An 18,806-nucleotide genomic window follows, 5' to 3' on the forward strand; every position below is an offset into this window, starting at 1 on the left:
GAGGGATGGCGGCCGTACGGTCGCCACGATCCGTTCGGGGGGATGAGGTCGGGGCCATGGGGTCTTGCAGCTGCGCCCCCGCATTGCCGGGATTGCAAACTGTGACCTTCGTCCGCTCGCTGTCGTTCGCCATGCGCTTCCAGGGCGCGCTGCTCTGCGCTCTTCTCTTCCTGCCGGCCATGGCCGCCGCCCAGGACTGGAACTACCGGGTCCGTCCCGGCGATACCCTGTGGGATCTGGGAGGCCTGTACCTCAAGCCCTCGGTGCGCTGGCAGCAGCTGCAACAGCACAACCGCATCGACAACCCTTACCAGCTGCCACCGGGGCAGCTGCTGCGCTTCCCGATCAGCTGGCTGCGCATCGAACCGGCACCTGCCCGCGTGCTGTCGGTGCGCGGCAAGGTCGAACTGTCAGGTGCCGATGGCAGCGCCTCGCGCGCGATACTCGCCGGGGAACAACTTCGCATCGGTGACACCGTGCAGACCGAAGGCGACTCCAGCGTCACGCTTGAATTCGCTGACGCCTCGCGCCTGCAGCTGCGCGAGTACTCCCGGCTGCGCCTGGACCAGCTCAGCCGCTACGGCCACACCGGCATGGTCGATACCCGCCTGCGCCTGCAGCAGGGCCGCGCCAGCAATCGGGTGACACCTGCCCGTGGCCCGGCCTCGCGCTACATCATCGATGCACCTACGGCGACCAGCAGCGTGCGCGGCACCGTCTTCCGGGTCAGCGCCGGTGACACCGGCCAGGTGGCTGCCACCGAAGTACTGCAGGGCAAGGTGCAGGTCGGCAACACCCACGGCAAGCGCCTGGTCCAGCCTGGACAGGCCAGCCGCAGCAGCAGCGCCGATGCCGCACCGGACGCTGTCTCCGCCCTTCTTCCAGCGCCGCAGCTGCGTAGCGACGAGGTGCGCCTGGCGCCCCTGCCGACCCTGCTTGCCTGGGACCCCGTCGACGGCGCCGCGCGCTACCGCGTGGAAGTGGTACAGGCAGCGACGCCGGAAATCCTGCTGTTTGCCGCCACCACTGCCGACACCCGGCTGGCGATCGGTGACCTGCCCCCCGGCCAGTTGCGCATCCTGTTGCGCGCGGTGGATGCGCAGGGCGTGGAAGGCCTCGACGCCAGCGCCGATTTCGAACTCAGCGACCAGCCCCCGCCGCCGCTCACCGTGGCCCCCCTGCATGGGCAGACCGTCAACAGCGACCGCCCGCGCTTCCGTTGGAGCCAGGCGCCCGGCGCGCGCAGCAGCGTACTGCAGATCGCCGCCGAGCCGAGCTTCGTGCAGCCACTGCAGGAACAGAGCACCCCAGGCACCGACCTGCGCCTGGCGCAGCCGCTGCCGCCCGGCGAGTACTTCTGGCGGGTGGCGTCGCGCGATGGCAACGGCCACCAGGGCCGCTACGGCCAGGCCCTGCCCCTGCAACTGAGCAATGAACCGGTGGACCCTGCCCTGCAGCCACCTGAGGCCGCGCATGGCGAACTGACCCTGCGCTGGCAGGCCGGCAGCGAAGGCCAGCAGTACCGGGTGCAGGTGGACCGTCGTGGCGACTTCAGGGCGCCCCTGGTCGACCAGACCGTGAGCGAGCCGCAGGTCAGCTTCAAGCGGCCGTGGAGCGGCACCCTGCATGTGCGTGTGCAGTACATCGACGACGATGGTCATGCGGGTGAGTACTCACCGGCCCAGCAGATCAAGCTGCCCTGCCGCCTGTGCTACGGCGCCGGTGGTGGCGCCCTGCTGCTGTTGCTGTTGTTATGAGGCGCTCGCCGCTGCCGTGGCCGAAGCGGATCCTGCTGGCACTGCTGGCCGGGGTGCTGACGGTGATCGCCAGCCAGGGCCAGTGGCTGTGGCGACAGGACGAAGCGGCCTACGACGCCATGGTCGGCAACTGGGACTACCGCCCCGACCCCAGCGTGCTGATCGTGGCCATCGACGAGGGCAGCCTGCAGCGCATCGGCCAATGGCCCTGGCCCCGCTCGATCCATGCCCGCCTGCTCGACCGGCTGACCGATGCCGGTGCCGAGCGCGTCGCACTGGACCTGATGCTGTCCGAACCTGATCGTCGCGACAGCCACCAGGACGATGAACTGGCCGCCGCGATACGCCGCAACGGCCGGGTGGTGCTGCCGGTACTCGCGGCACCGGCCGCCGGCGACCGCATGGCCGAGGAAATGCTGCCGATTCCGCAGATCGCGGCCAGTGCCGCAGCGATCGGCCACACCGATGTGGAAGTGGATGGCGATGGTGTCGCGCGCGGCGTGTACCTGCGTGCCGGCATCGGCCAGGCCCACTGGCCAGCACTGGGCCTGGCGCTGGCCGACCTGCCCGCGGGCGCGGTGCACGGCCTGCCCGACCCCGACCCGGAGATCGGTTCGCCCTATCAATGGCGGCGCAACGACTACGTGCGGGTGCGTTATGCCGGACCGCCCGAACGCCTGCCGCAGGTGTCCTATGCCGATGTGCTGGATGGTCACGTGGACATGGCGATGCTGCACGGCCGCCGCATCGTGGTGGGCATGACCGCCAGCGGCATCGCACCGCGGCTGCTGACCCCGACCACCCGCGAATTCTGGATGAGCGGCAGTGAGTACCAGGCCAACATCGCTTCGATGCTGCTGCAGCACAAGCAGATCGACCTGCTGCCCCGCCTCTGGCAGCACGCCATCAGTGGCGTACTGGTGGCACTGTGCGTGATCCTGCTCGGCCTGCGCCTGCCATGGCTCGCGGCGCTGTGCTCGCTGCCGCTTCCACCGCTGCTGAGCTGGTTGCTGTTGCGCGCCGGTGACCTGTGGTGGGCACCGGCCAGCGCCATGCTGGGCATCCTGCTGGTGCTGCTTGCCTGGGCGACCTGGCGCGTCTCGGCCTGGCACCGCCTGGCCAACCGCGATGCGCTGACCGGTCTCGGCAATCGCCTGCGTTTCGAGCAGTCGCTGCAACAGGAATGCGATGCCGCGCGACGCAGTGGCAAGTCCTTGAGCCTCGCACTGATCGACGTTGACCATTTCAAGCGCCACAACGACCGCCACGGCCATCAGGTCGGCGACCGCGTGCTGCGCGATGTTGCACGCCTGATCGGTGCGCATGCGCGACGCCCACGCGACATGGCCGCGCGCTACGGTGGCGACGAGTTCGCACTGGTGCTGCCCGATACCCCGGCCGAGGGCGCGCGTCAGGTCATCGAGGACCTGATTGCCTGCGTGCGCGCACTGCCGGCGCCCGGTGACGGCAGCGAAGCAGGCGTCACCCTCACCATCGGCGTGTTCACCCGCGTACCCGACGGCACGCTGCAACCACACCATTTCGTCGAAGGCGCCGACACCGCGTTGTACCAGGCCAAGGCCAACGGCCGCGACGGGTATGTCATCGACGGCGCATGAAGCAGGACATGCACACCACCTGTAGAGTCGAGCTTGCTCGACCGCCTCCGCCTCATTCCAGCGGCCAGCGACACCACGCAAGCGGATAGTCTCCCAGCCGCGATGTCAGGCCCGCGCGCACGGGGTTGGCCAGTACATACAGTGACTGTTGCCGAACATCCTCCTCATTCCGGATCAGATGATCGTAGTAGCCCCGCTGCCACACCGGCAGTTCTTCATCGGAGTGCGCATTGACTGCAATGGCCACTCTGGACTTCAGTGACTGCATGCATCGTCCCAGGGTTCCTTGACGCAGCTGCATGACCCAGTGCAGATGATCGGGCATTGCCACCCAGGCAAATGATCGCGTGAGTCCACGGCGGTCGCTGTCACGAAGGCCGTCCATCAGGGTCGCCGCGTGTCGCGCATCTGCAAAGATGCGTCGACGACCCGCAGTGACAGTGGTGACTACGTAGAAGCATCCGATTGCGGAAAATCGACCGCGCAACAAGGCAGGGCTGGGCATGTAAACAGCATGGACCGGGGACCGAGCCGTACCCATCGGGAAAACCCTGAAATAGCTATCGGATGGCGTCGAGCGTATTCGCTGCTGCCCTTGAAAGCAGTCGAGCAAGCTCGACTCTACAATTCGCCGGACCACCCCCGAATTATGCGGACGCTCGCCCGGGGTGCAACATACGCATGCGAATGGTTAGACTGGGCGCCTCGCCCTGCGCCCCCGGACCCGCATGAACGCCCGTCTGTTCCGCTTCGGTATCAATCTCTGGCCGCCGTTCCTGTTCACCGGCATCCACGTCACCCGGGTCTCGCCGGACTACCGGCAGATCGACGTCGAACTGCGCATGCGGCCCTGGAACCGCAACTACGTCGGCACGCATTTCGGCGGCAGCCTGTTTGCGATGACCGATCCGTTCTGGATGCTTGGCCTGCTGCACATCCTCGGCCGCGACTACTACGTGTGGGACCGTGCCGGTGCCATCGATTTCCTCAAGCCCGGCAGAGGCACCGTACGTACGTCGTTCCGCATCGATGACGCACTGCTGGACGAACTGCGCGCCGAAGCCGCCGCTGGTGACAAAGTGCTGAGATGGTTCAGCAATGATGTCGTCGATGAAAGCGGCGAGGTGGTCGCCCAGGTGCGCAAGCAGGTCTACCTGCGGTTGAAGCCACACGCACGCTGAGCGCGCATCAGTCGCGTCCCGCAGCAGTCGAAGCCGATTCCTTCTGCAACGGCACCGACAGCCACGGGTTCTCTTCAGCGCTGCGCGCTGGAGAGCGACGCGGCACCTGCAGGTGGCGGCCGTCGGCCGACAGCTGCGGCGCCCGCACCGGCGAGCGGAACTGCACCGGCAGCCGCTGCAGTGCGTCCACCGGATCATCCGTCTGCTGCCGCAGCCAACGCTGCGCCCCCAGCAGCCGCACCATCGCCGCGGCATCCTGTGGCCGTGACGAATAGGCAGGATAGATCGGCGCGGCGATATCGGTCAGCACGCAGCCCATGACGTTCGACAGGCAGCCGAAGTCATGCTGCGGTGGCGCCGGCACTGGCAACGGGCGATCCGCTTCCAGCGCCGATGTGGCTGCCGCGCCACAGGCCCAGCCAAGATTGCCGGCCGCGCGGGCCAGGGTGCTGCTGCGATCCAGCACCAGCACGCCGCCGAACTCCCGCGCCGATCTCTCGATCGCCGCCCGGCTCATCGCGTACTCACCCTGCATGGCACGACACAGGCTCTGTTCCTCGGCCCGCAGCGGCTGCATGGCCTGTTCGCACTCCGTCGGCAAGGGGTGGTCGGCCGGCAGTTCGACCAGCATGTCGGCCAGCAGCTGGGCATTGGCCTGCACCAGGCTGGCACCGATGATGCTCTCGACCAGATAGCTGCCGCCGGGCACCAGCCGCCGGCCCAGCTGCAGGCCACGGCAGGCGCCTCGCAGGGCACCGTCGATATCGCCCTGCACATAGGCCAGCGCGCGCACTGGTGGCGTCCATCACCAGGCCATAGGTCGGCAACGGAACCAGAATGCCCTCGCCCTTCGGCGGGAACGGCGACATGAAGTAGTCCGCTTCGGCCAGCTGATCCAGCCGCGCATGCAACTGCTGGTGGCCGGCGTGGGCCTCCACGAAGCGTTGCGGGTCCGCGCGGACCTGGGCGAGGCAGCCGCTGGCGGCCGGCCCGCAACTGGCACCGGGCCGCGAGCGCAGCTCGGCATGGTTGGCCACCAGGTGTGTCTGGGCGCCGCTGCTGCCCCGCAGGTCGGCCTCCCAACGGCGCACGTCCTCGGCCAGCGCCTGCTCGCGCTGGCGGGCATTCAGATCGTCGAACGGCAGCGTCCACAACAGGGCATAACCGTTGTGGCCGGTCGCCGGCAGGCGTGCTTCCAGTCGCTGCTGCGCCTGCAGCCGCGATTCGGGCACCGGCCACATGCGCGAGGCGCACCACACCACCATGGCCAGCAGCAACAGGCCTGCCAGAATCCAGCCCAGTCCGCGCAGAATCTTCAACACAGCTTCCCTTCCATGTGCCGTTACCGCAGTCGTTTCCCCAGCGTAATCGACCGGCCGCGACCGCTACAATGCGCCCATGTCGCTCGAAGCCCCCGCCCTGGTCCCCCGCCCCTCCCTGCAGCGCCTGTTCCTGACCGGCCTGCTCACCCTGCTGCCGATCTGGCTGACCTGGGTCGTGGTCAAGTTCGTGTTCGTGCTGCTGTCGGGCATTTCCAGCCCGTTGGTGGTGCCGCTCTCCGAGCAGATCGCGACCAGCTTCCCGCATTACCTCGGCTGGGTCCGTGCCGAGTGGATCCAGAACACCATCGCCCTGCTGGCCACCCTGCTGGTGATCCTGGCGGTAGGCGTCGCCAGCCGCCGCGTGCTGGGCCAGCGCCTGCTGCGCTGGGTCGGCGCGGTCATCAAGCGCATTCCGCTGGCCAGCATCATCTACGACAGCGCCAAGAAACTGCTGGACATGCTGCAGACCGAGCCGGGCAGCACCCAGCGCGTGGTGCTGATCGACTTCCCGCACCGCGACATGAAATCGGTCGGCCTGGTCACCCGCGTGATCAAGGAACACGGCACCGACCGTGAGCTGGCCGCGGTGTATGTGCCAACCACGCCGAACCCGACCTCGGGCTACCTGGAAATCGTGCCGGTGGAACTGCTGACGCCGACCGACTGGACCGTCGACCAGGCCATGAGCTTCATCATTTCCGGCGGTGCCGTGGCGCCGTCCAGCGTGCCGTTCACCCGTGCCGGCGATCGCACCGGCGAACGCAGCGAATGACCCCGGCGCCGATCGAGCGCCCGCTGCAGGACCGCGCGGTCCTGCTGTTCATCGTGCTGGCTGCGTTCTTCTGCGGCAATGCGGTGCTGGCCGAGCTGATCGGGGTGAAGATCTTCGCGCTGGAAGACACCCTGGGCATCGCTCCGCTGAACTGGAACCTGTTCGGCCAGACCGGCTCGCTCAGCTTCACCGCCGGCACCCTGTTGTGGCCGGTGGTGTTCATCATGACCGACACCATCAACGAGTTCTTCGGCAAGCGCGGCGTGCGCTTCATCTCGTGGCTGGCGGTGGTGCTGATCGGCTACGGCTTCCTGTTCGCCTTCGCGGCTATTTCGCTGGCGCCGGCCAGTTGGTGGGTCACGTCGATGGATGGCCACGGCGTGCCCGACTACCAGGCGGCATTCGCAGCGGTGTTCGGCCAGGGCATGTGGACCATCGCCGGCTCGCTGGTGGCCTTCCTGCTCGGCCAGCTGATCGACGTGGCGGTGTTCCATCGTATCCGCCAGGCCACCGGAGAACGCCACGTGTGGCTGCGCGCGACCGGATCGACGGCGGTCTCGCAGGTAGTCGACAGCTTCGTGGTGATCTGGATCGCCTTCGTGCTCGGACCGCAGCACTGGCCGACCTCGCTGTTCCTGGCGGTCAGCAGTGTCAACTACATCTACAAGATGGGCTTTGCGATCGCCCTGATTCCGTTGCTGTACCTGATGCGGCGTACCATCACCCGCTATCTGGGTGCCGAGCGAGCCGCATCGTTGCGCGCCGCCGCTGCGGCTGACTGAAGCCCCAGCAGCAAAAAGCTGACTGCGCCTTCACGCTGGCCGTACGCGGCCGGATCGTGCAAGCTCCACGGTCTGTGTTCCACGGAAGCTCCTGATGCCGCATCCCACCCGCGCCCTGGCCGCCGCCATCGCCGCGTTGTTCCTGTTCAGCGCCGTGCCGTCGGCCGAAGCAGCGAAAAAGAAGGCCAGCCGCCCTGCCGCCGCGCAGACCCGCCAGGCCGCCAAGCCCAAGGCCCGGCCTGCCCGCGCTACCGCGCCGGCCCGTGGCAGTTCGGCGCGCCGCGCCACGCCGCGTCCGGTCGCACCGGCCCGCGCCGTACCCAAGCAGGTGCAGCTGGAGCGCCTGTATGACGAATACTGGGATGCCTCGATGCGGTTGAATCCGCTGCAGGCAACCTTCCAGGGCGAGGCCCGCTACAACGACCAGCTGCCCAACATCCTGTCCGCCGCGTGGCGCCAGCAATCGCACGACTTCACCACCGAGTGGCTGGGCAAGGTCGAGAAACTCGGCAGCGACGGCCTGCAGGGCCAGGACCTGCTCAGCTACGAGATCTTCGTGCGCGACGCGCGCGCTTCGCTGGCCGCCGAGCGCTACCCGAGCTGGATGATGCCGATCAGCCAGTACTACAACGTCGGCAGCATCATGGCGATCCTCGGTGCAGGTGCCGGCGCGCAGCCGTTCAACACCGTGCAGGACTACGACACCTGGTCGCGCCGTTCGCTCGGCATTCCCGAGCTGTTCGACCAGGCCATCGACAACATGCGCCAGGGCATGAAGGCCGGCGTGGTGCAGCCACGCGACCTGATGGAAAAAGTGCTGCCGCAGCTGGATGCAGTGATCAAGCCGACCGCCGAAGAGAGCATCTTCTGGTCGCCGATCCGCACCATGCCGAACACCATCGCGGCCGAGGACAAGGCCCGCATCAGCGCCGAATACAAGCGCATGATCGAACTGCGCATCATGCCGGCCTATCGCGCCCTGCGCGGTTTCATCGCCACCGAATACCTGCCCGCCTCGCGCACCAGCAGCGGCCTGGGCGCACTGCCCGATGGCCAGGCCTGGTACGCCAACCTGATCGTGCAGACCACGGCCAGCGACCAGACCGCCGCGCAGCTGCACGCGCTGGGCGAACAGCGCGTGCAGGAACTGCAGGCGCAGATCGCCACGGTGATGAAGGACGCCAAGCTGCGCGGCACGCCGGCCAAGCTGCTGCGCAGCATGCGTAACGACCGCCAGTTCCAGTACGGCGACGCCAATGCGTTGATCAACCGCTATCGCCAGGTGCAGCAGCAGGTCAACGCACGCCTGCCGCAGGTGCTCGATACCCTGCCCAAGTCCACGCTGGACGTGCGCGCGGTGGAACCGGAGCGTGCACTGACCGCCGCAGCAGCGGCCTACCAGCCGTCTGCGGCCGGGCAACCGGGCGTGCTGTACGTGAACACCCGCGACCTGGCCAGCCGCAAGCGCTGGAACGTGCCGGTGCAGTACCTGCATGAAGCGATCCCCGGCCACCACGTGCAACTGGGCCTGCAGCAGGAGCTGGCCAAGCTGCCGCGCTTCCGCCGCCTGGGTGGCGATCTCGCCTTCGTCGAAGGCTGGGGCCTGTATGCCGAAACACTGGGTGAGAACCTGGGCATCTATACCGATCCCTACGACCGCATCGGCTACCTGTATTCGCGCCTGCTGCGCGCTGCCCGCGTGGTGGCCGACACCGGCGTGAACGCCCAGGGCTGGAGCAAGCAGCAGGCCGTGGCATACCTGCAGAAGACCGTGGACATGAGCAGCGATGACGCCAACGCCGAAGTCGAGCGGATCATGGCCCAGCCCGGCCAGGCGCTGTCCAACGTGGCCGGCCTGACCACCATTGTCGCCCTGCGCGACAAGGCCAAGGCACGCCAGGGTGCCGCCTTCGACCTGCGCCGCTTCCACGCCGAACTGCTGAAGGATGGCTCGATGCCGCTGGACGTGCTGGACCGCAAGATGGAGCGCTGGATGGCGCAGCCGGCCAGCGCCACACCCGCGCCTTCACCCTGACCCCTCCGGAGCCGCCATGCGCCCTGCCGTCGTCCTGTTCGCCGCCGTGCTGGGCCTGCTGCCGCTGGCCACCTCCGCCGCACCGGTGCTGACCCCACCGGATGCCGGTATCGACGGCCTGATGCAGGCCTACGATGGCCAGGTGCCCGGCGCCGCAGTGCTGGTGCTGCATGACGGGCAGCCGGTGTTCCGCCGTGGCTACGGCCTTGCGGTGGTCGAAGACGGCACCCCGGTCACAGCCGCCAGCAATTTCCGGCTGGCCTCGGTCAGCAAGCAGTTCACCGCTGCGGCGGTGCTGCTGCTGGTGGAAGACGGCCGGCTCGGGCTGGACCAGCCGGCCCGGCAGTGGCTGCCCGAGCTGCCACCGGCTGCAGCGGGCATCACCCTCCGCCACCTGCTCTCGCATACCAGCGGCCTGCTCGACTACGAAGACCTGATGGACCCGGCAGACACGCGGCAGGTACACGATGCCGATGTGCTGGCCCTGCTGTCGCGCCAGGACCGGCTGAACTTCGCCCCCGGCACGCAGTACCGCTACAGCAACAGCGGCTATGCCCTGCTGGCACTGATCGTCGGTCGCGCCTCCGGGCAGGACTTCGCAGCCTTCCTGCAGCAGCGCATCTTCCGCCCGCTGGGCATGGCCCACACCGTGGCCCACCAGGACGGCGTCGATACCATCGCCGCACGCGCCTATGGCTACGGCTGGATCGATGGCCGCTGGCAACGCACCGACCAGAGCACCACCAGCGCCGTGCTCGGCGATGGCGGCATCTATTCCTCGCTGGACGACCTGGCCCGCTGGGATGCGGCGCTGTACGACGACCGCCTGCTGTCGAAGGCCTCGCGCCGCGCCATGTTCAGCCCGTCCACCGCAACCACTGAGCCGGACGCGCCGCACTACGGCTTCGGTTGGCGCCTGAATGGCCCGGTGCAATGGCACAGCGGCGAGAGCATCGGCTTCCGCAACGTGATCGTGCGCCACCCGGAGAAGCACCTGACCGTGATCGTGCTGACCAACCGCAACGACCCCGAACCCTATCCGCTGGCGCTGAAGATCGCCCGGCGCTGGCTGGACACCCTGCAATGACCCGCGATGCCGACGCCCTGCTGGGCATCCACCACGCCGCACTGATCTGCAGCGACTACGCACGCTCGAAGGACTTCTACGTGCGCATCCTCGGCCTGCGCGTGCTGGCCGAGAACCACCGTGCCGCGCGCGATTCCTGGAAGCTGGACCTGGCCCTGCCCGACGGTGGCCAGCTGGAACTGTTCTCCTTCCCCTCGCCGCCGCCCCGTCCCAGCCGCCCGGAAGCCCAGGGCCTGCGCCACCTCGCGTTCCGCGTCGCCCGGCTGGAACCCTTCATCCAGCGTCTGGCTGCGCATGGCGTGGTGTGCGAACCGATCCGCGTGGACGAATACACCGGCCGCCGCTTCACCTTCTTCGCCGACCCCGACGACCTGCCGCTGGAGCTGTACGAAGTCGGTTGAGCGTTCTTCAATCGAGATTCATCCACGCATGGCGTGGATCTACCGTGTCGACCAAGGTCGACACCTACCAACAGCCGCAGAAATCTGTCAGAGGCGGGGCGCAGCCCTGCAAAGCCCCCCTTCCCCATACCCCGCCGAATGGGTATACAGTCGACCCGTACCGGCATCGTGCCGGAATGAACCCTGGGAGGGGACCATGCGCAAGACCTTCAAGACCCTGCTGCTGGCACTGCCGCTGTGCCTGGCCGCCCTGTCGGCACAGGCCGCCGACGGCGCCGCCGGCCGCTGGAAGACCATCGACGACAAAACCGGCAAGGTGAAGTCGATCGTCGAGATCAGCCAGGCCGCCAACGGCACGCTGACCGGCAAGGTGGTCGACATCCTGCACTCGGACAAGGGCCCGAACCCGGTCTGCGACGGCTGTGAAGGCGCCAACAGGAACAAGCCCGTGAAGGGCATGACCATCCTCTGGAACCTGAAGGCCGACGGCACCAACAAGTGGTCCGGCGGCACCATCCTCGACCCGGCCAACGGCAAGACCTACAAGTCGAAGATGGAACTGCAGCCCGGCGGTACCAAGCTGGATGTGTCCGGCTGCATTGCCTTCATCTGCCGCGCGCAGACCTGGCAGCGCGAGTAAGCGCCCCGGCCCCCGCTTCATCCCCGTGACCCGGCCCCGGCCGGGTCACCTCGTTGCAGGCATGCGATACTCTGCGGTTCCCCTCGGCTGCACCCCGCGACCATGACCCGTACCGCGCTCGTCACCACCGCCCTGCCCTACGCCAACGGCCCCCTGCACCTGGGCCATCTGGTCGGCTACATCCAGGCTGACATCTGGGTGCGCGCGCGGCGAATGAGCGGCGGCAAGGCCTGGTTCGTCTGCGCCGACGACACCCACGGCACGCCGATCATGCTGGCTGCGGAAAAGGCCGGGGTCACCCCGGAAACCTTCATCGCCAACATCCAGGCCAGCCACGAACGTGACTTCGCCGCCTTCGGCGTGGCCTTCGACCACTACGACTCGACCAACTCGGCGGCCAACAAGGCGCTGACCGAGCAGTTCTACCTGAAGCTGGAAGCGGCCGGCCACATCAGCCGTCGCTCGGTGGCGCAGTTCTACGACCCGGCCAAGGGCATGTTCCTGCCCGACCGCTACGTCAAGGGCATCTGCCCGAACTGCGGCAGCCCCGACCAGTACGGCGACAACTGCGAAGTCTGCGGCGCCACCTATGCGCCGACCGACCTGAAGGAGCCGCGTTCGGTCATCTCCGGTGCCACGCCGGAAATGCGCGATTCGGAGCACTTCTTCTTCGAGGTGGGCCACTTCGATGCATTCCTGCGCGAATGGCTGGCCGGCGATGTCGCCCTCCCGGGCGTGAAGGCCAAGCTGGGTGAGTGGCTCAATGCCGAAGGTGGCCTGCGCGCGTGGGACATCTCGCGCGATGCACCCTACTTCGGCTTCGAGATTCCCGGCCAGCCGGGCAAGTACTTCTACGTCTGGCTGGACGCGCCGATCGGCTACCTGTCCAGCTTCCAGACCCTGTGCAGCAAGCTCGGCGAAGACTTCGAAGCGCACCTGCGCGCCGGCACCGCCACCGAGCTGCACCACTTCATCGGCAAGGACATCGTCAACTTCCACGGCCTGTTCTGGCCGGCGGTGCTGCATGGCACCGGCCACCGCGCGCCGACCCGCCTGCACGTCAACGGCTACCTGACCGTAGACGGCGCCAAGATGAGCAAATCGCGCGGCACCTTCGTGATGGCGCGTACCTTCCTCGACGCCGGCCTGGAGCCGGAAGCGCTGCGCTACTACTACGCCGCCAAGTCCGGCGGTGGCGTCGACGATCTCGACCTGAACCTGGGTGACTTCATCGCCCGCGTCAACGCAGACCTGGTCGGCAAGTTCGTCAACCTGGCCAGCCGCTGTGCCGGCTTCATCAGCAAGCGTTTCGACGGCCAGCTGGCCGCACAGCTGCCCGATGCGGCGCAGTACCAGCGCTTCGTCGACGGCCTGGCGCCGATCCGTGAAGCCTACGAGCGCAACGATCCGGCCGCGGCGATCCGCCTGACCATGACCCTGGCCGATGAAGCCAACCGCTACATCGACGACGTCAAGCCGTGGGTGATCGCCAAGCAGGAAGGCGCCGACGCGCAGCTGCAGGCGGTGTGCAGCCAGGGCCTGAACCTGTTCCGCGTGCTGGTCACCGCACTGAAGCCGGTGCTGCCGGCCACCGCCGCACAGGCCGAAGCCTTCCTGGCCGCACCGGTGAACGACTGGACCGAACTGGCGCAGCCGCTGCTGAGCCATCGCATCACCGATTACACCCCGCTGTTCACCCGTATCGACCCGAAGAAGATTGACGCCATGATCGACGCCTCCAAGGACACCCTGCAGCCGGCCGCCGCTGCCGCCCCCGCCGCCAAGAGCGACGCCGCCAAGCCGGCCGCACCGGCACCGGCACCGGCACCGGCCAAGGACGAAGCCAAGGGTGCCGATGCTCCGGCCTACATCGGCATCGACGATTTCGCCAAGCTCGACCTGCGCATCGGCAAGGTGCTGGTCTGCGAGTTCGTGGAAGGTTCTGACAAGCTGCTGCGCTTCGAACTGGACGCCGGCGAGCTGGGCAAGCGCCAGATCTTCTCCGGTATCCGCGCCAGCTACGGCGAGCCGGAGAAGCTGGTCGGCCGCAGTGTGGTGTTCATCGCCAACCTGGCCCCGCGCAAGATGCGTTTCGGCCTGAGCGAAGGCATGATCCTGTCGGCCGGTTTCGACGGCGGCGCGCTGGCGCTGCTGGACGCCGACGGCGGCGCGCAGCCGGGCATGCCGGTCCGCTGATGCCCGCAGCGGGCGTGGTTGCGGCCACGCCCGCCGGCAGCACCGGCCTCGGGGCAACGCGATGGGAGGCAACGGAATGGAACTGGCGCTGTTCGACTTCGACCACACCGTGACCACCTGCGATACCTATGGCCGATTCCTGCGCCGCGTGGCCACGGCCGAACAGCTGGCGCAGGCGTGGTGGAAAGTCGGCCCGTGGCTGGCCGCATACAAGCTGAAACTGATCTCGGCCGAGCGCATCCGCGCGCACGTCACCCGTTTGACCTTCAGCGACCGCCACAGCGATGACATCGCCACGCTGGCCGCCGGCTTCTCGCGTGAGTTCCTGCCCGACGTGGTGCGCCCGGAAATGCTGGAGCAGATCCGCTGGCACAAGGAACAGCAGCACACCGTGGTGATCGTGTCCGGCTCGCTGGACCTGTACCTGCGGCCGTGGTGCGAACAGCTGGACCTGCAGTTGATCTGCAACCGGCTGGAGAGCCAGGACGGCCGTCTCACAGGTCGCTATGCCGGTGGCGACTGTGGCCCGCGCAAGGTCGAGCACATCCGCCGCCAGTTCGATCTGTCACGCTACGTGCGCATCCATGCCTACGGTGACAGTTCCGAGGACAAGCCGATGCTGGCGCTGGCCCACGAGCGCTGGTTCCGTGGCAAACCCTTGAAGTAACCCCAACGCGCAGCCTTCGCCACGCATGAGCCTGATTCCTCCCCTGACCGAACGCCTCGACCGCCTGCTGCCGCAGACCCAATGCGGGCAATGCGGCTACGACGGCTGCCGCCCGTACGCGCAGGCCATGGCGCGCGGCGAGGCAGGCGTGGACCGCTGCCCGCCGGGCGGCGACGCTGGCGCGCGCACTGGCGCAGGTACTGGACGTACCCGCCATTCCGTTTGATCGTTCGCGCGGCGAGCACAAGGCGCCGCAGGTGGCATTGATCGTGGAAGCCGACTGCATCGGCTGCACCAAGTGCATCCAGGCCTGCCCGGTGGATGCCATCGTCGGTGGCGCCAAGTACATGCACACGGTCATTGCCGATCTGTGCACCGGTTGCGAGCTGTGCATTCCACCGTGCCCGGTGGACTGCATCGAGCTGGTGCCAACGTAGCCACCAGACCAACCGGCAGTCGAGCGGCGGGGTAGAGTCGACGGTTGCGACTGCTCTTCGTTCCGGCGGCGCAAAACCCCGCGCTGCGCGCGATAGTCGACTAACCGTCGACTCTACCCTCCGCTGGTGGGACCTGACCTTGCCTGCCGTTACGGTACCGCCGCCGTCACTACGATCTCGACCTTCCAGTCAGCGTGGGCCAGCTTGGCCTCGACCGTGGCACGCGCCGGGGTCGCACCCTCGACCACCCACTCATCCCACGCCTTGTTCATGCCGTCGAAGTCAGCCATGTCGGCCAGGAACACCTCGGCGCGCAGCACGTGCTGGCGGTCACTGGCGACCAACGCCAGCAGCTTGTCGATTTCTGCCAGCACCTGCCGGGTCTGGCCGGTGATGTCCTGGCTGGTGTCTTCCGGAATCTGGCCGGAGAGATAGGCGACCTTGTTGTATACGGTCATTTCGGACATGCGCGGTCCGACGTCGTAACGCTCCATCATGGGCGTGGCTCCTGCGGTTGATCAGGCCTGCATTGTCCTCCAAACCGGTCGACGGTGGGTGCACGGGCGTCCTCCGCGACACGTCACTACCGGACTCGGACGGTCCCACTGGTCAAATGACGATGACAGGCGCACGATGCGCCACGCCCGCGTTGACACCGCCCTCGCCCCTCCTGCCGCACCCTTGCGCCGATGACCGCCCCCGTCGATTCCACCACTGCCTCTTCCACGCCAACCTGGAAGCGGGTTGCCACCATCGTCATCCCCCTGCTGATCCTCGCCCTGGCCCTGCACGGCCTGGCCAACGAGTTCGACGAGCACGGCTATCGCGCCATCCGCCAGGCGTTCCGGCAGCTCAGCGGCACGCAGATCGCGCTCACCGTGGTACTCGGCCTGGCCAGCTACGCCTGCCTGATCGGTTTCGATGCCATCGGCCTGCGTCGCAGCGGCATCCGCGTGCACCCCGCGCGCATCGGCATCACCGCCTTCCTCGCGCACACCCTCGGCCAGACCGTGGGCTTTGCCGCACTGACCGGCGGCGCCGTGCGTCTGCGCGGCTACCGCAGCGCCGGCCTGGACCTGGCGCAGATCGGCCAGGTGGTGCTGATGAGTACGCTCGGTTTCGTGTTCGGTGCGTGGCTGTTGATCAGCGTGGCACTGTGCATGGAGCCTGCAGCGGCGGCATTGGCGTTGCCGTTGAATCCAGACGCGGTGCGCGTGGTCGGCGTGGCCGCCCTGCTCGCATTTGTGGGCACCGTGTTGCTGGTCGGCCGCGAGGGACGGCAGTTCAGCGTGTTCGGCCATGCACTCTGGTTGCCCGACCGCCGCACCATGCTGGGTGTCACCGTACTCAGCGTGATCGAACTGGTGCTGGCCAGTGCCGCGTTCTACGTGCTGCTGCCGGACTCCACGCCGACCGGCCTGCCGGGCTTCGTCGGCCTGTACCTGGTGGCAGTGCTGGCCGGCTTGGTCTCGACGGTTCCCGCGGGCCTGGGCGTATTCGAATGGAGCCTGTTGAAGCTGTTGCCACAGGTGGCACCGGCTGCGGTGCTGGCGGCTGCACTGATCTACCGCGTCACCTACTACGTACTGCCGCTGGTGCTGGCCACGCTCCTCGCGCTCGCGCCGGCACTGCGTCAGCCGCTACAGGCCAGTGCCGGCGCAACCCGCGCCGGCTGGAACGCGCTGCGCCCGTGGCTGCCGCAGATCATCGCGCTGGCGGTGTTCAGCATCGGCGCCGCGCTGGTCATCGACGGCACGCTGCCGACGCCGCGCCGTCACCTGGTCAACGCCTCGCTGCCGATCCTGGAAACCTCGCACCTGATCGGCAGCCTCAGCGGGGTCGCGCTGCTGCTGATCGGCCAGGGCCTGGCCCGGCGCAGCCATGCGGCGTGGATGCTGGCGATGGTGGTGTGCGTGGTCACCCCGTTGCCGTTGTGGCTGCGTGGTGGCCAATGGCTGATCGCAGTTTCCGCAGTGCTGGTGGCGATGGCACTGTGGGCCGCACGCCGCGAGTTCTACCGCCAGGGTGCCCTGCTGGACGAAGCCTGGTCGTGGCCGTGGCTGCGCAATCTCGGCCTGGTGCTGGTGGCGGTCACCTGGCTGCTGTTCTTCACCTACAGTCATGTCGAATACCAGAACGAGCTGTGGTGGCAGTTCGCGGTGTCGGGCAATGCACCGCGCGCACTGCGTGCGTTGCTGGTGGTCGCCATCGCGCTGGTGATGTTCGGCCTGGCGCGGCTGCTGCACAGCACGCGCAGCCCGCTGCAACCCGCCGACGAAGCCACGCTGCAGTCGCTGGCGCCGGTATTGGCCGGTGCCACCGATACCCAGGCCTGCCTGGTACTGACCGCCGACAAGGCGGTGCTGCGCGATGACGCGAAACAGGGCTTCGTGATGATGCAGCGCTACGGCGGTTCGCTGATCGCGATGGGCGATCCGGTCGGCCCGCCTGACGTGGCGCGCGTTGATCTGGCGCTTCCGCGAGGAAGCCGACCGGCTGGGCCTGCGCCCGGTGTTCTACCAGGTGGGCGAGACCTACTGGCAGACCTACCTCGACCTGGGCCTGGGCCTGGTCAAGCTGGGCGAGGAAGCGATGGTGCCGCTGCATGACTTCGGCCTGGAAGGCCGCGAACGCGCCGATCTGCGCCAAGCCTGGAACCGGGGCAAGCGCGGTGGCCTGACCTTCCGCGTGGCACCGGTGGAGGAAATTCCCAGCCTGCTGCCGCGCCTGCACGCAATTTCCAACGCATGGCTGGAAGACAAGGCCGGCGATGAGAAGGGCTTCTCGCTGGGCAGCTACGACCCGGATTACCTGGTGCGCTTCCCGGTGGCGCTGGTTGAGGCCGAGGGCCAGATCGTGGCGTTCGCCAACCTGTGGCAGGCACCGGCCGGCGCCGAGCTGTCGGTCGACCTGATGCGCCACGTCAACGAAGCACCGAAGGGCACGATGGACTTCCTCTTCATCGAACTGTTCCTGTGGGGCCGCGCGCAGGGCTATGCGCGTTTCTCGCTTGGCATGGCACCGTTGTCCGGGCTGGCACAGCATCGGCTGGCCGGTCGCTGGAACCGACTGGCCGGACTGCTGGCGCGGCACGGCGAACGCTTCTACGGATTCAGTGGCCTGCGCCGCTTCAAATCGAAGTTCGATCCGCAGTGGCGGCCGCGCTATCTCGCCGCGCCCGGCGGCATGCATCTGCCGGCCGCGCTGCTGGATGCCACGCGCCTGATCTCGCTGGATCCGCGGCGGAATTGAAGCCGCGATCCGCCGGGCATGGCCCGGCGCTACCTGCCACCCGGTAGGTGTCGACCTTGGTCGACACGCTCATTCCACGGCACCTTCAGCCCCGGCGCCGACCAAGGTCGGCGTCTACCAACAGCCGTCGAGCGTGGCTCGACGCTACATGCGCCTGGTAGGTGTCGACCTTGGTCGACACGCTCATTCCACGGCACCTTCAGCCCCGGCGCCGACCAAGATCGGCGTCTACCAACAGCCGTCGAGCGTGGCTCGACGCTACATGCGCCTGGTAGGTGTCGACCTTGGTCGACACGCTCATCCCGCGGCGCCTTCAGCCCCAGCGCCGACCAAGTTCGGCGTCTACCAACAGCCGTCGAGCGTGGCTCGACGCTACATGCGCCTGGTAGGTGTCGACCTTGGTCGACACGCTCATCCCGCGGTGCCTTCAGCCCCGGCGCCGACCAAGGTCGGCGTCTACCAACAGCCGTCGAGCATGGCTCGACGCTACATGCGCCTGGTAGGTGTCGACCTTGGTGGACACGCTCATTCCACGGCACCTTCAGCCCCAGCGCCGACCAAGGTCGGCGTCTACCAGCAGCCGTCGAGCGTGGCTCGACGCTACATGCGCCCGGTAGGTGTCGACCTTGGTCGACACGCTCATCCCGCGGTGCCTTCA

13 protein-coding genes and 3 pseudogenes are annotated in these 18,806 nt (G+C 67.7%); 13 read left to right on the top strand and 3 right to left on the bottom strand.

What is annotated here, in order from left to right:
* Positions 1-56 precede the first annotated feature (56 nt).
* Both ACZK2V_RS16690 and ACZK2V_RS16695 read left to right on the top strand, forming a co-directional pair.
* On the top strand, positions 57-1,757 hold the full coding sequence (locus tag ACZK2V_RS16690; RefSeq protein WP_049421053.1) for a FecR family protein: 1,701 nt from the start codon (positions 57-59) through the stop codon (positions 1,755-1,757).
* Complete coding sequence (locus tag ACZK2V_RS16695; protein ID WP_277779249.1) at positions 1,754-3,376, top strand: CHASE2 domain-containing protein; 1,623 nt, start codon at positions 1,754-1,756, stop codon at positions 3,374-3,376. The genes ACZK2V_RS16690 and ACZK2V_RS16695 overlap by 4 nt, the downstream gene beginning before the upstream one ends.
* Positions 3,377-3,428: 52 nt before the next feature.
* Here ACZK2V_RS16695 and ACZK2V_RS16700 read toward each other — a convergent pair whose 3' ends face one another.
* The gene (locus tag ACZK2V_RS16700; protein ID WP_486322599.1) at positions 3,429-3,881 is read right to left on the bottom strand and encodes an REP-associated tyrosine transposase; all 453 of its coding nucleotides are present in this window, start codon (positions 3,879-3,881) and stop codon (positions 3,429-3,431) included.
* Positions 3,882-4,104: 223 nt separating this feature from the next.
* On the opposite strand from ACZK2V_RS16700, the gene ACZK2V_RS16705 reads away from it, so the two are divergent.
* A complete protein-coding gene (locus ACZK2V_RS16705; protein ID WP_032128978.1) occupies positions 4,105-4,557 on the top strand; it encodes a DUF4442 domain-containing protein in 453 nt (150 codons plus the stop codon).
* A 7-nt stretch (positions 4,558-4,564) separates the two neighbouring features.
* Here the strand turns inward: ACZK2V_RS16705 and ACZK2V_RS16710 are convergent.
* Positions 4,565-5,879 (bottom strand): annotated as a pseudogene (locus ACZK2V_RS16710) (hypothetical protein).
* Between the two features lie 76 nt (positions 5,880-5,955).
* Here ACZK2V_RS16710 and ACZK2V_RS16715 point away from each other — a divergent pair.
* The 9 genes and pseudogenes from ACZK2V_RS16715 (at position 5,956) to rnfB (ending at position 14,896) form a co-directional block, all read left to right on the top strand.
* The gene (locus ACZK2V_RS16715) at positions 5,956-6,651 is read left to right on the top strand and encodes a DUF502 domain-containing protein (RefSeq protein ID WP_049421049.1); all 696 of its coding nucleotides are present in this window, start codon (positions 5,956-5,958) and stop codon (positions 6,649-6,651) included.
* A complete protein-coding gene (locus ACZK2V_RS16720) occupies positions 6,648-7,433 on the top strand; it encodes a queuosine precursor transporter (protein ID WP_049421048.1) in 786 nt (261 codons plus the stop codon). The genes ACZK2V_RS16715 and ACZK2V_RS16720 overlap by 4 nt, the downstream gene beginning before the upstream one ends.
* A gap of 94 nt (positions 7,434-7,527) precedes the next feature.
* A complete protein-coding gene (locus ACZK2V_RS16725; protein WP_049421047.1) occupies positions 7,528-9,468 on the top strand; it encodes a DUF885 domain-containing protein in 1,941 nt (646 codons plus the stop codon).
* Positions 9,469-9,484: 16 nt separating this feature from the next.
* A complete protein-coding gene (locus ACZK2V_RS16730) occupies positions 9,485-10,555 on the top strand; it encodes a serine hydrolase domain-containing protein (RefSeq protein ID WP_486322600.1) in 1,071 nt (356 codons plus the stop codon).
* Positions 10,552-10,956: an SMU1112c/YaeR family gloxylase I-like metalloprotein gene (gene gloA2, locus ACZK2V_RS16735; RefSeq protein ID WP_049463208.1), complete on the top strand. Its 405-nt coding sequence runs from the start codon at positions 10,552-10,554 to the stop codon at positions 10,954-10,956. The genes ACZK2V_RS16730 and gloA2 overlap by 4 nt, the downstream gene beginning before the upstream one ends.
* A 196-nt stretch (positions 10,957-11,152) precedes the next feature.
* Positions 11,153-11,596, top strand: a complete 444-nt coding sequence (locus ACZK2V_RS16740) for a DUF2147 domain-containing protein (RefSeq protein WP_486322601.1) — start codon at positions 11,153-11,155, stop codon at positions 11,594-11,596.
* A 102-nt stretch (positions 11,597-11,698) separates the two neighbouring features.
* A complete protein-coding gene (gene metG, locus ACZK2V_RS16745) occupies positions 11,699-13,792 on the top strand; it encodes a methionine--tRNA ligase (RefSeq protein WP_486322602.1) in 2,094 nt (697 codons plus the stop codon).
* Positions 13,793-13,868: 76 nt separating this feature from the next.
* Entirely contained in the window at positions 13,869-14,459 is a 591-nt protein-coding gene (locus tag ACZK2V_RS16750) for an HAD family hydrolase (RefSeq protein ID WP_049421042.1), read from the top strand.
* A 25-nt stretch (positions 14,460-14,484) separates the two neighbouring features.
* Positions 14,485-14,896: pseudogene (rnfB, locus tag ACZK2V_RS16755) on the top strand (Rnf electron transport complex subunit RnfB).
* Positions 14,897-15,045: 149 nt separating this feature from the next.
* Here rnfB and ACZK2V_RS16760 read toward each other — a convergent pair.
* Positions 15,046-15,393 carry a RidA family protein gene (locus ACZK2V_RS16760; protein WP_005410556.1) on the bottom strand — a complete coding sequence of 116 codons (348 nt, stop codon included), beginning with the start codon at positions 15,391-15,393 and terminating at the stop codon, positions 15,046-15,048.
* Between the two features lie 192 nt (positions 15,394-15,585).
* On the opposite strand from ACZK2V_RS16760, the pseudogene mprF reads away from it, so the two are divergent.
* Positions 15,586-18,148: pseudogene (gene mprF / locus ACZK2V_RS16765) on the top strand (bifunctional lysylphosphatidylglycerol flippase/synthetase MprF).
* Positions 18,149-18,806: the final 658 nt, after the last annotated feature.

It is taken from the genome of Stenotrophomonas sp. 93052_Sma, from assembly GCF_056481145.1.

What these genes read in the sequence shown, in the direction of transcription:
- ACZK2V_RS16740 (WP_486322601.1), top strand. Translation starts at nt 11,153, where the DNA reads ATGCGCAAGACCTTCAAGACCCTGCTGCTGGCACTGCCGCTGTGCCTG.
- ACZK2V_RS16695 (WP_277779249.1), top strand. Translation starts at nt 1,754, where the DNA reads ATGAGGCGCTCGCCGCTGCCGTGGCCGAAGCGGATCCTGCTGGCACTG.
- ACZK2V_RS16725 (WP_049421047.1), top strand. Translation starts at nt 7,528, where the DNA reads ATGCCGCATCCCACCCGCGCCCTGGCCGCCGCCATCGCCGCGTTGTTC.
- metG (WP_486322602.1), top strand. Translation starts at nt 11,699, where the DNA reads ATGACCCGTACCGCGCTCGTCACCACCGCCCTGCCCTACGCCAACGGC.
- ACZK2V_RS16700 (WP_486322599.1), bottom strand. Translation starts at nt 3,881, where the DNA reads ATGCCCAGCCCTGCCTTGTTGCGCGGTCGATTTTCCGCAATCGGATGC.
- ACZK2V_RS16750 (WP_049421042.1), top strand. Translation starts at nt 13,869, where the DNA reads ATGGAACTGGCGCTGTTCGACTTCGACCACACCGTGACCACCTGCGAT.
- ACZK2V_RS16720 (WP_049421048.1), top strand. Translation starts at nt 6,648, where the DNA reads ATGACCCCGGCGCCGATCGAGCGCCCGCTGCAGGACCGCGCGGTCCTG.
- gloA2 (WP_049463208.1), top strand. Translation starts at nt 10,552, where the DNA reads ATGACCCGCGATGCCGACGCCCTGCTGGGCATCCACCACGCCGCACTG.
- ACZK2V_RS16730 (WP_486322600.1), top strand. Translation starts at nt 9,485, where the DNA reads ATGCGCCCTGCCGTCGTCCTGTTCGCCGCCGTGCTGGGCCTGCTGCCG.
- ACZK2V_RS16715 (WP_049421049.1), top strand. Translation starts at nt 5,956, where the DNA reads ATGTCGCTCGAAGCCCCCGCCCTGGTCCCCCGCCCCTCCCTGCAGCGC.
- ACZK2V_RS16705 (WP_032128978.1), top strand. Translation starts at nt 4,105, where the DNA reads ATGAACGCCCGTCTGTTCCGCTTCGGTATCAATCTCTGGCCGCCGTTC.
- ACZK2V_RS16690 (WP_049421053.1), top strand. Translation starts at nt 57, where the DNA reads ATGGGGTCTTGCAGCTGCGCCCCCGCATTGCCGGGATTGCAAACTGTG.
- ACZK2V_RS16760 (WP_005410556.1), bottom strand. Translation starts at nt 15,393, where the DNA reads ATGATGGAGCGTTACGACGTCGGACCGCGCATGTCCGAAATGACCGTA.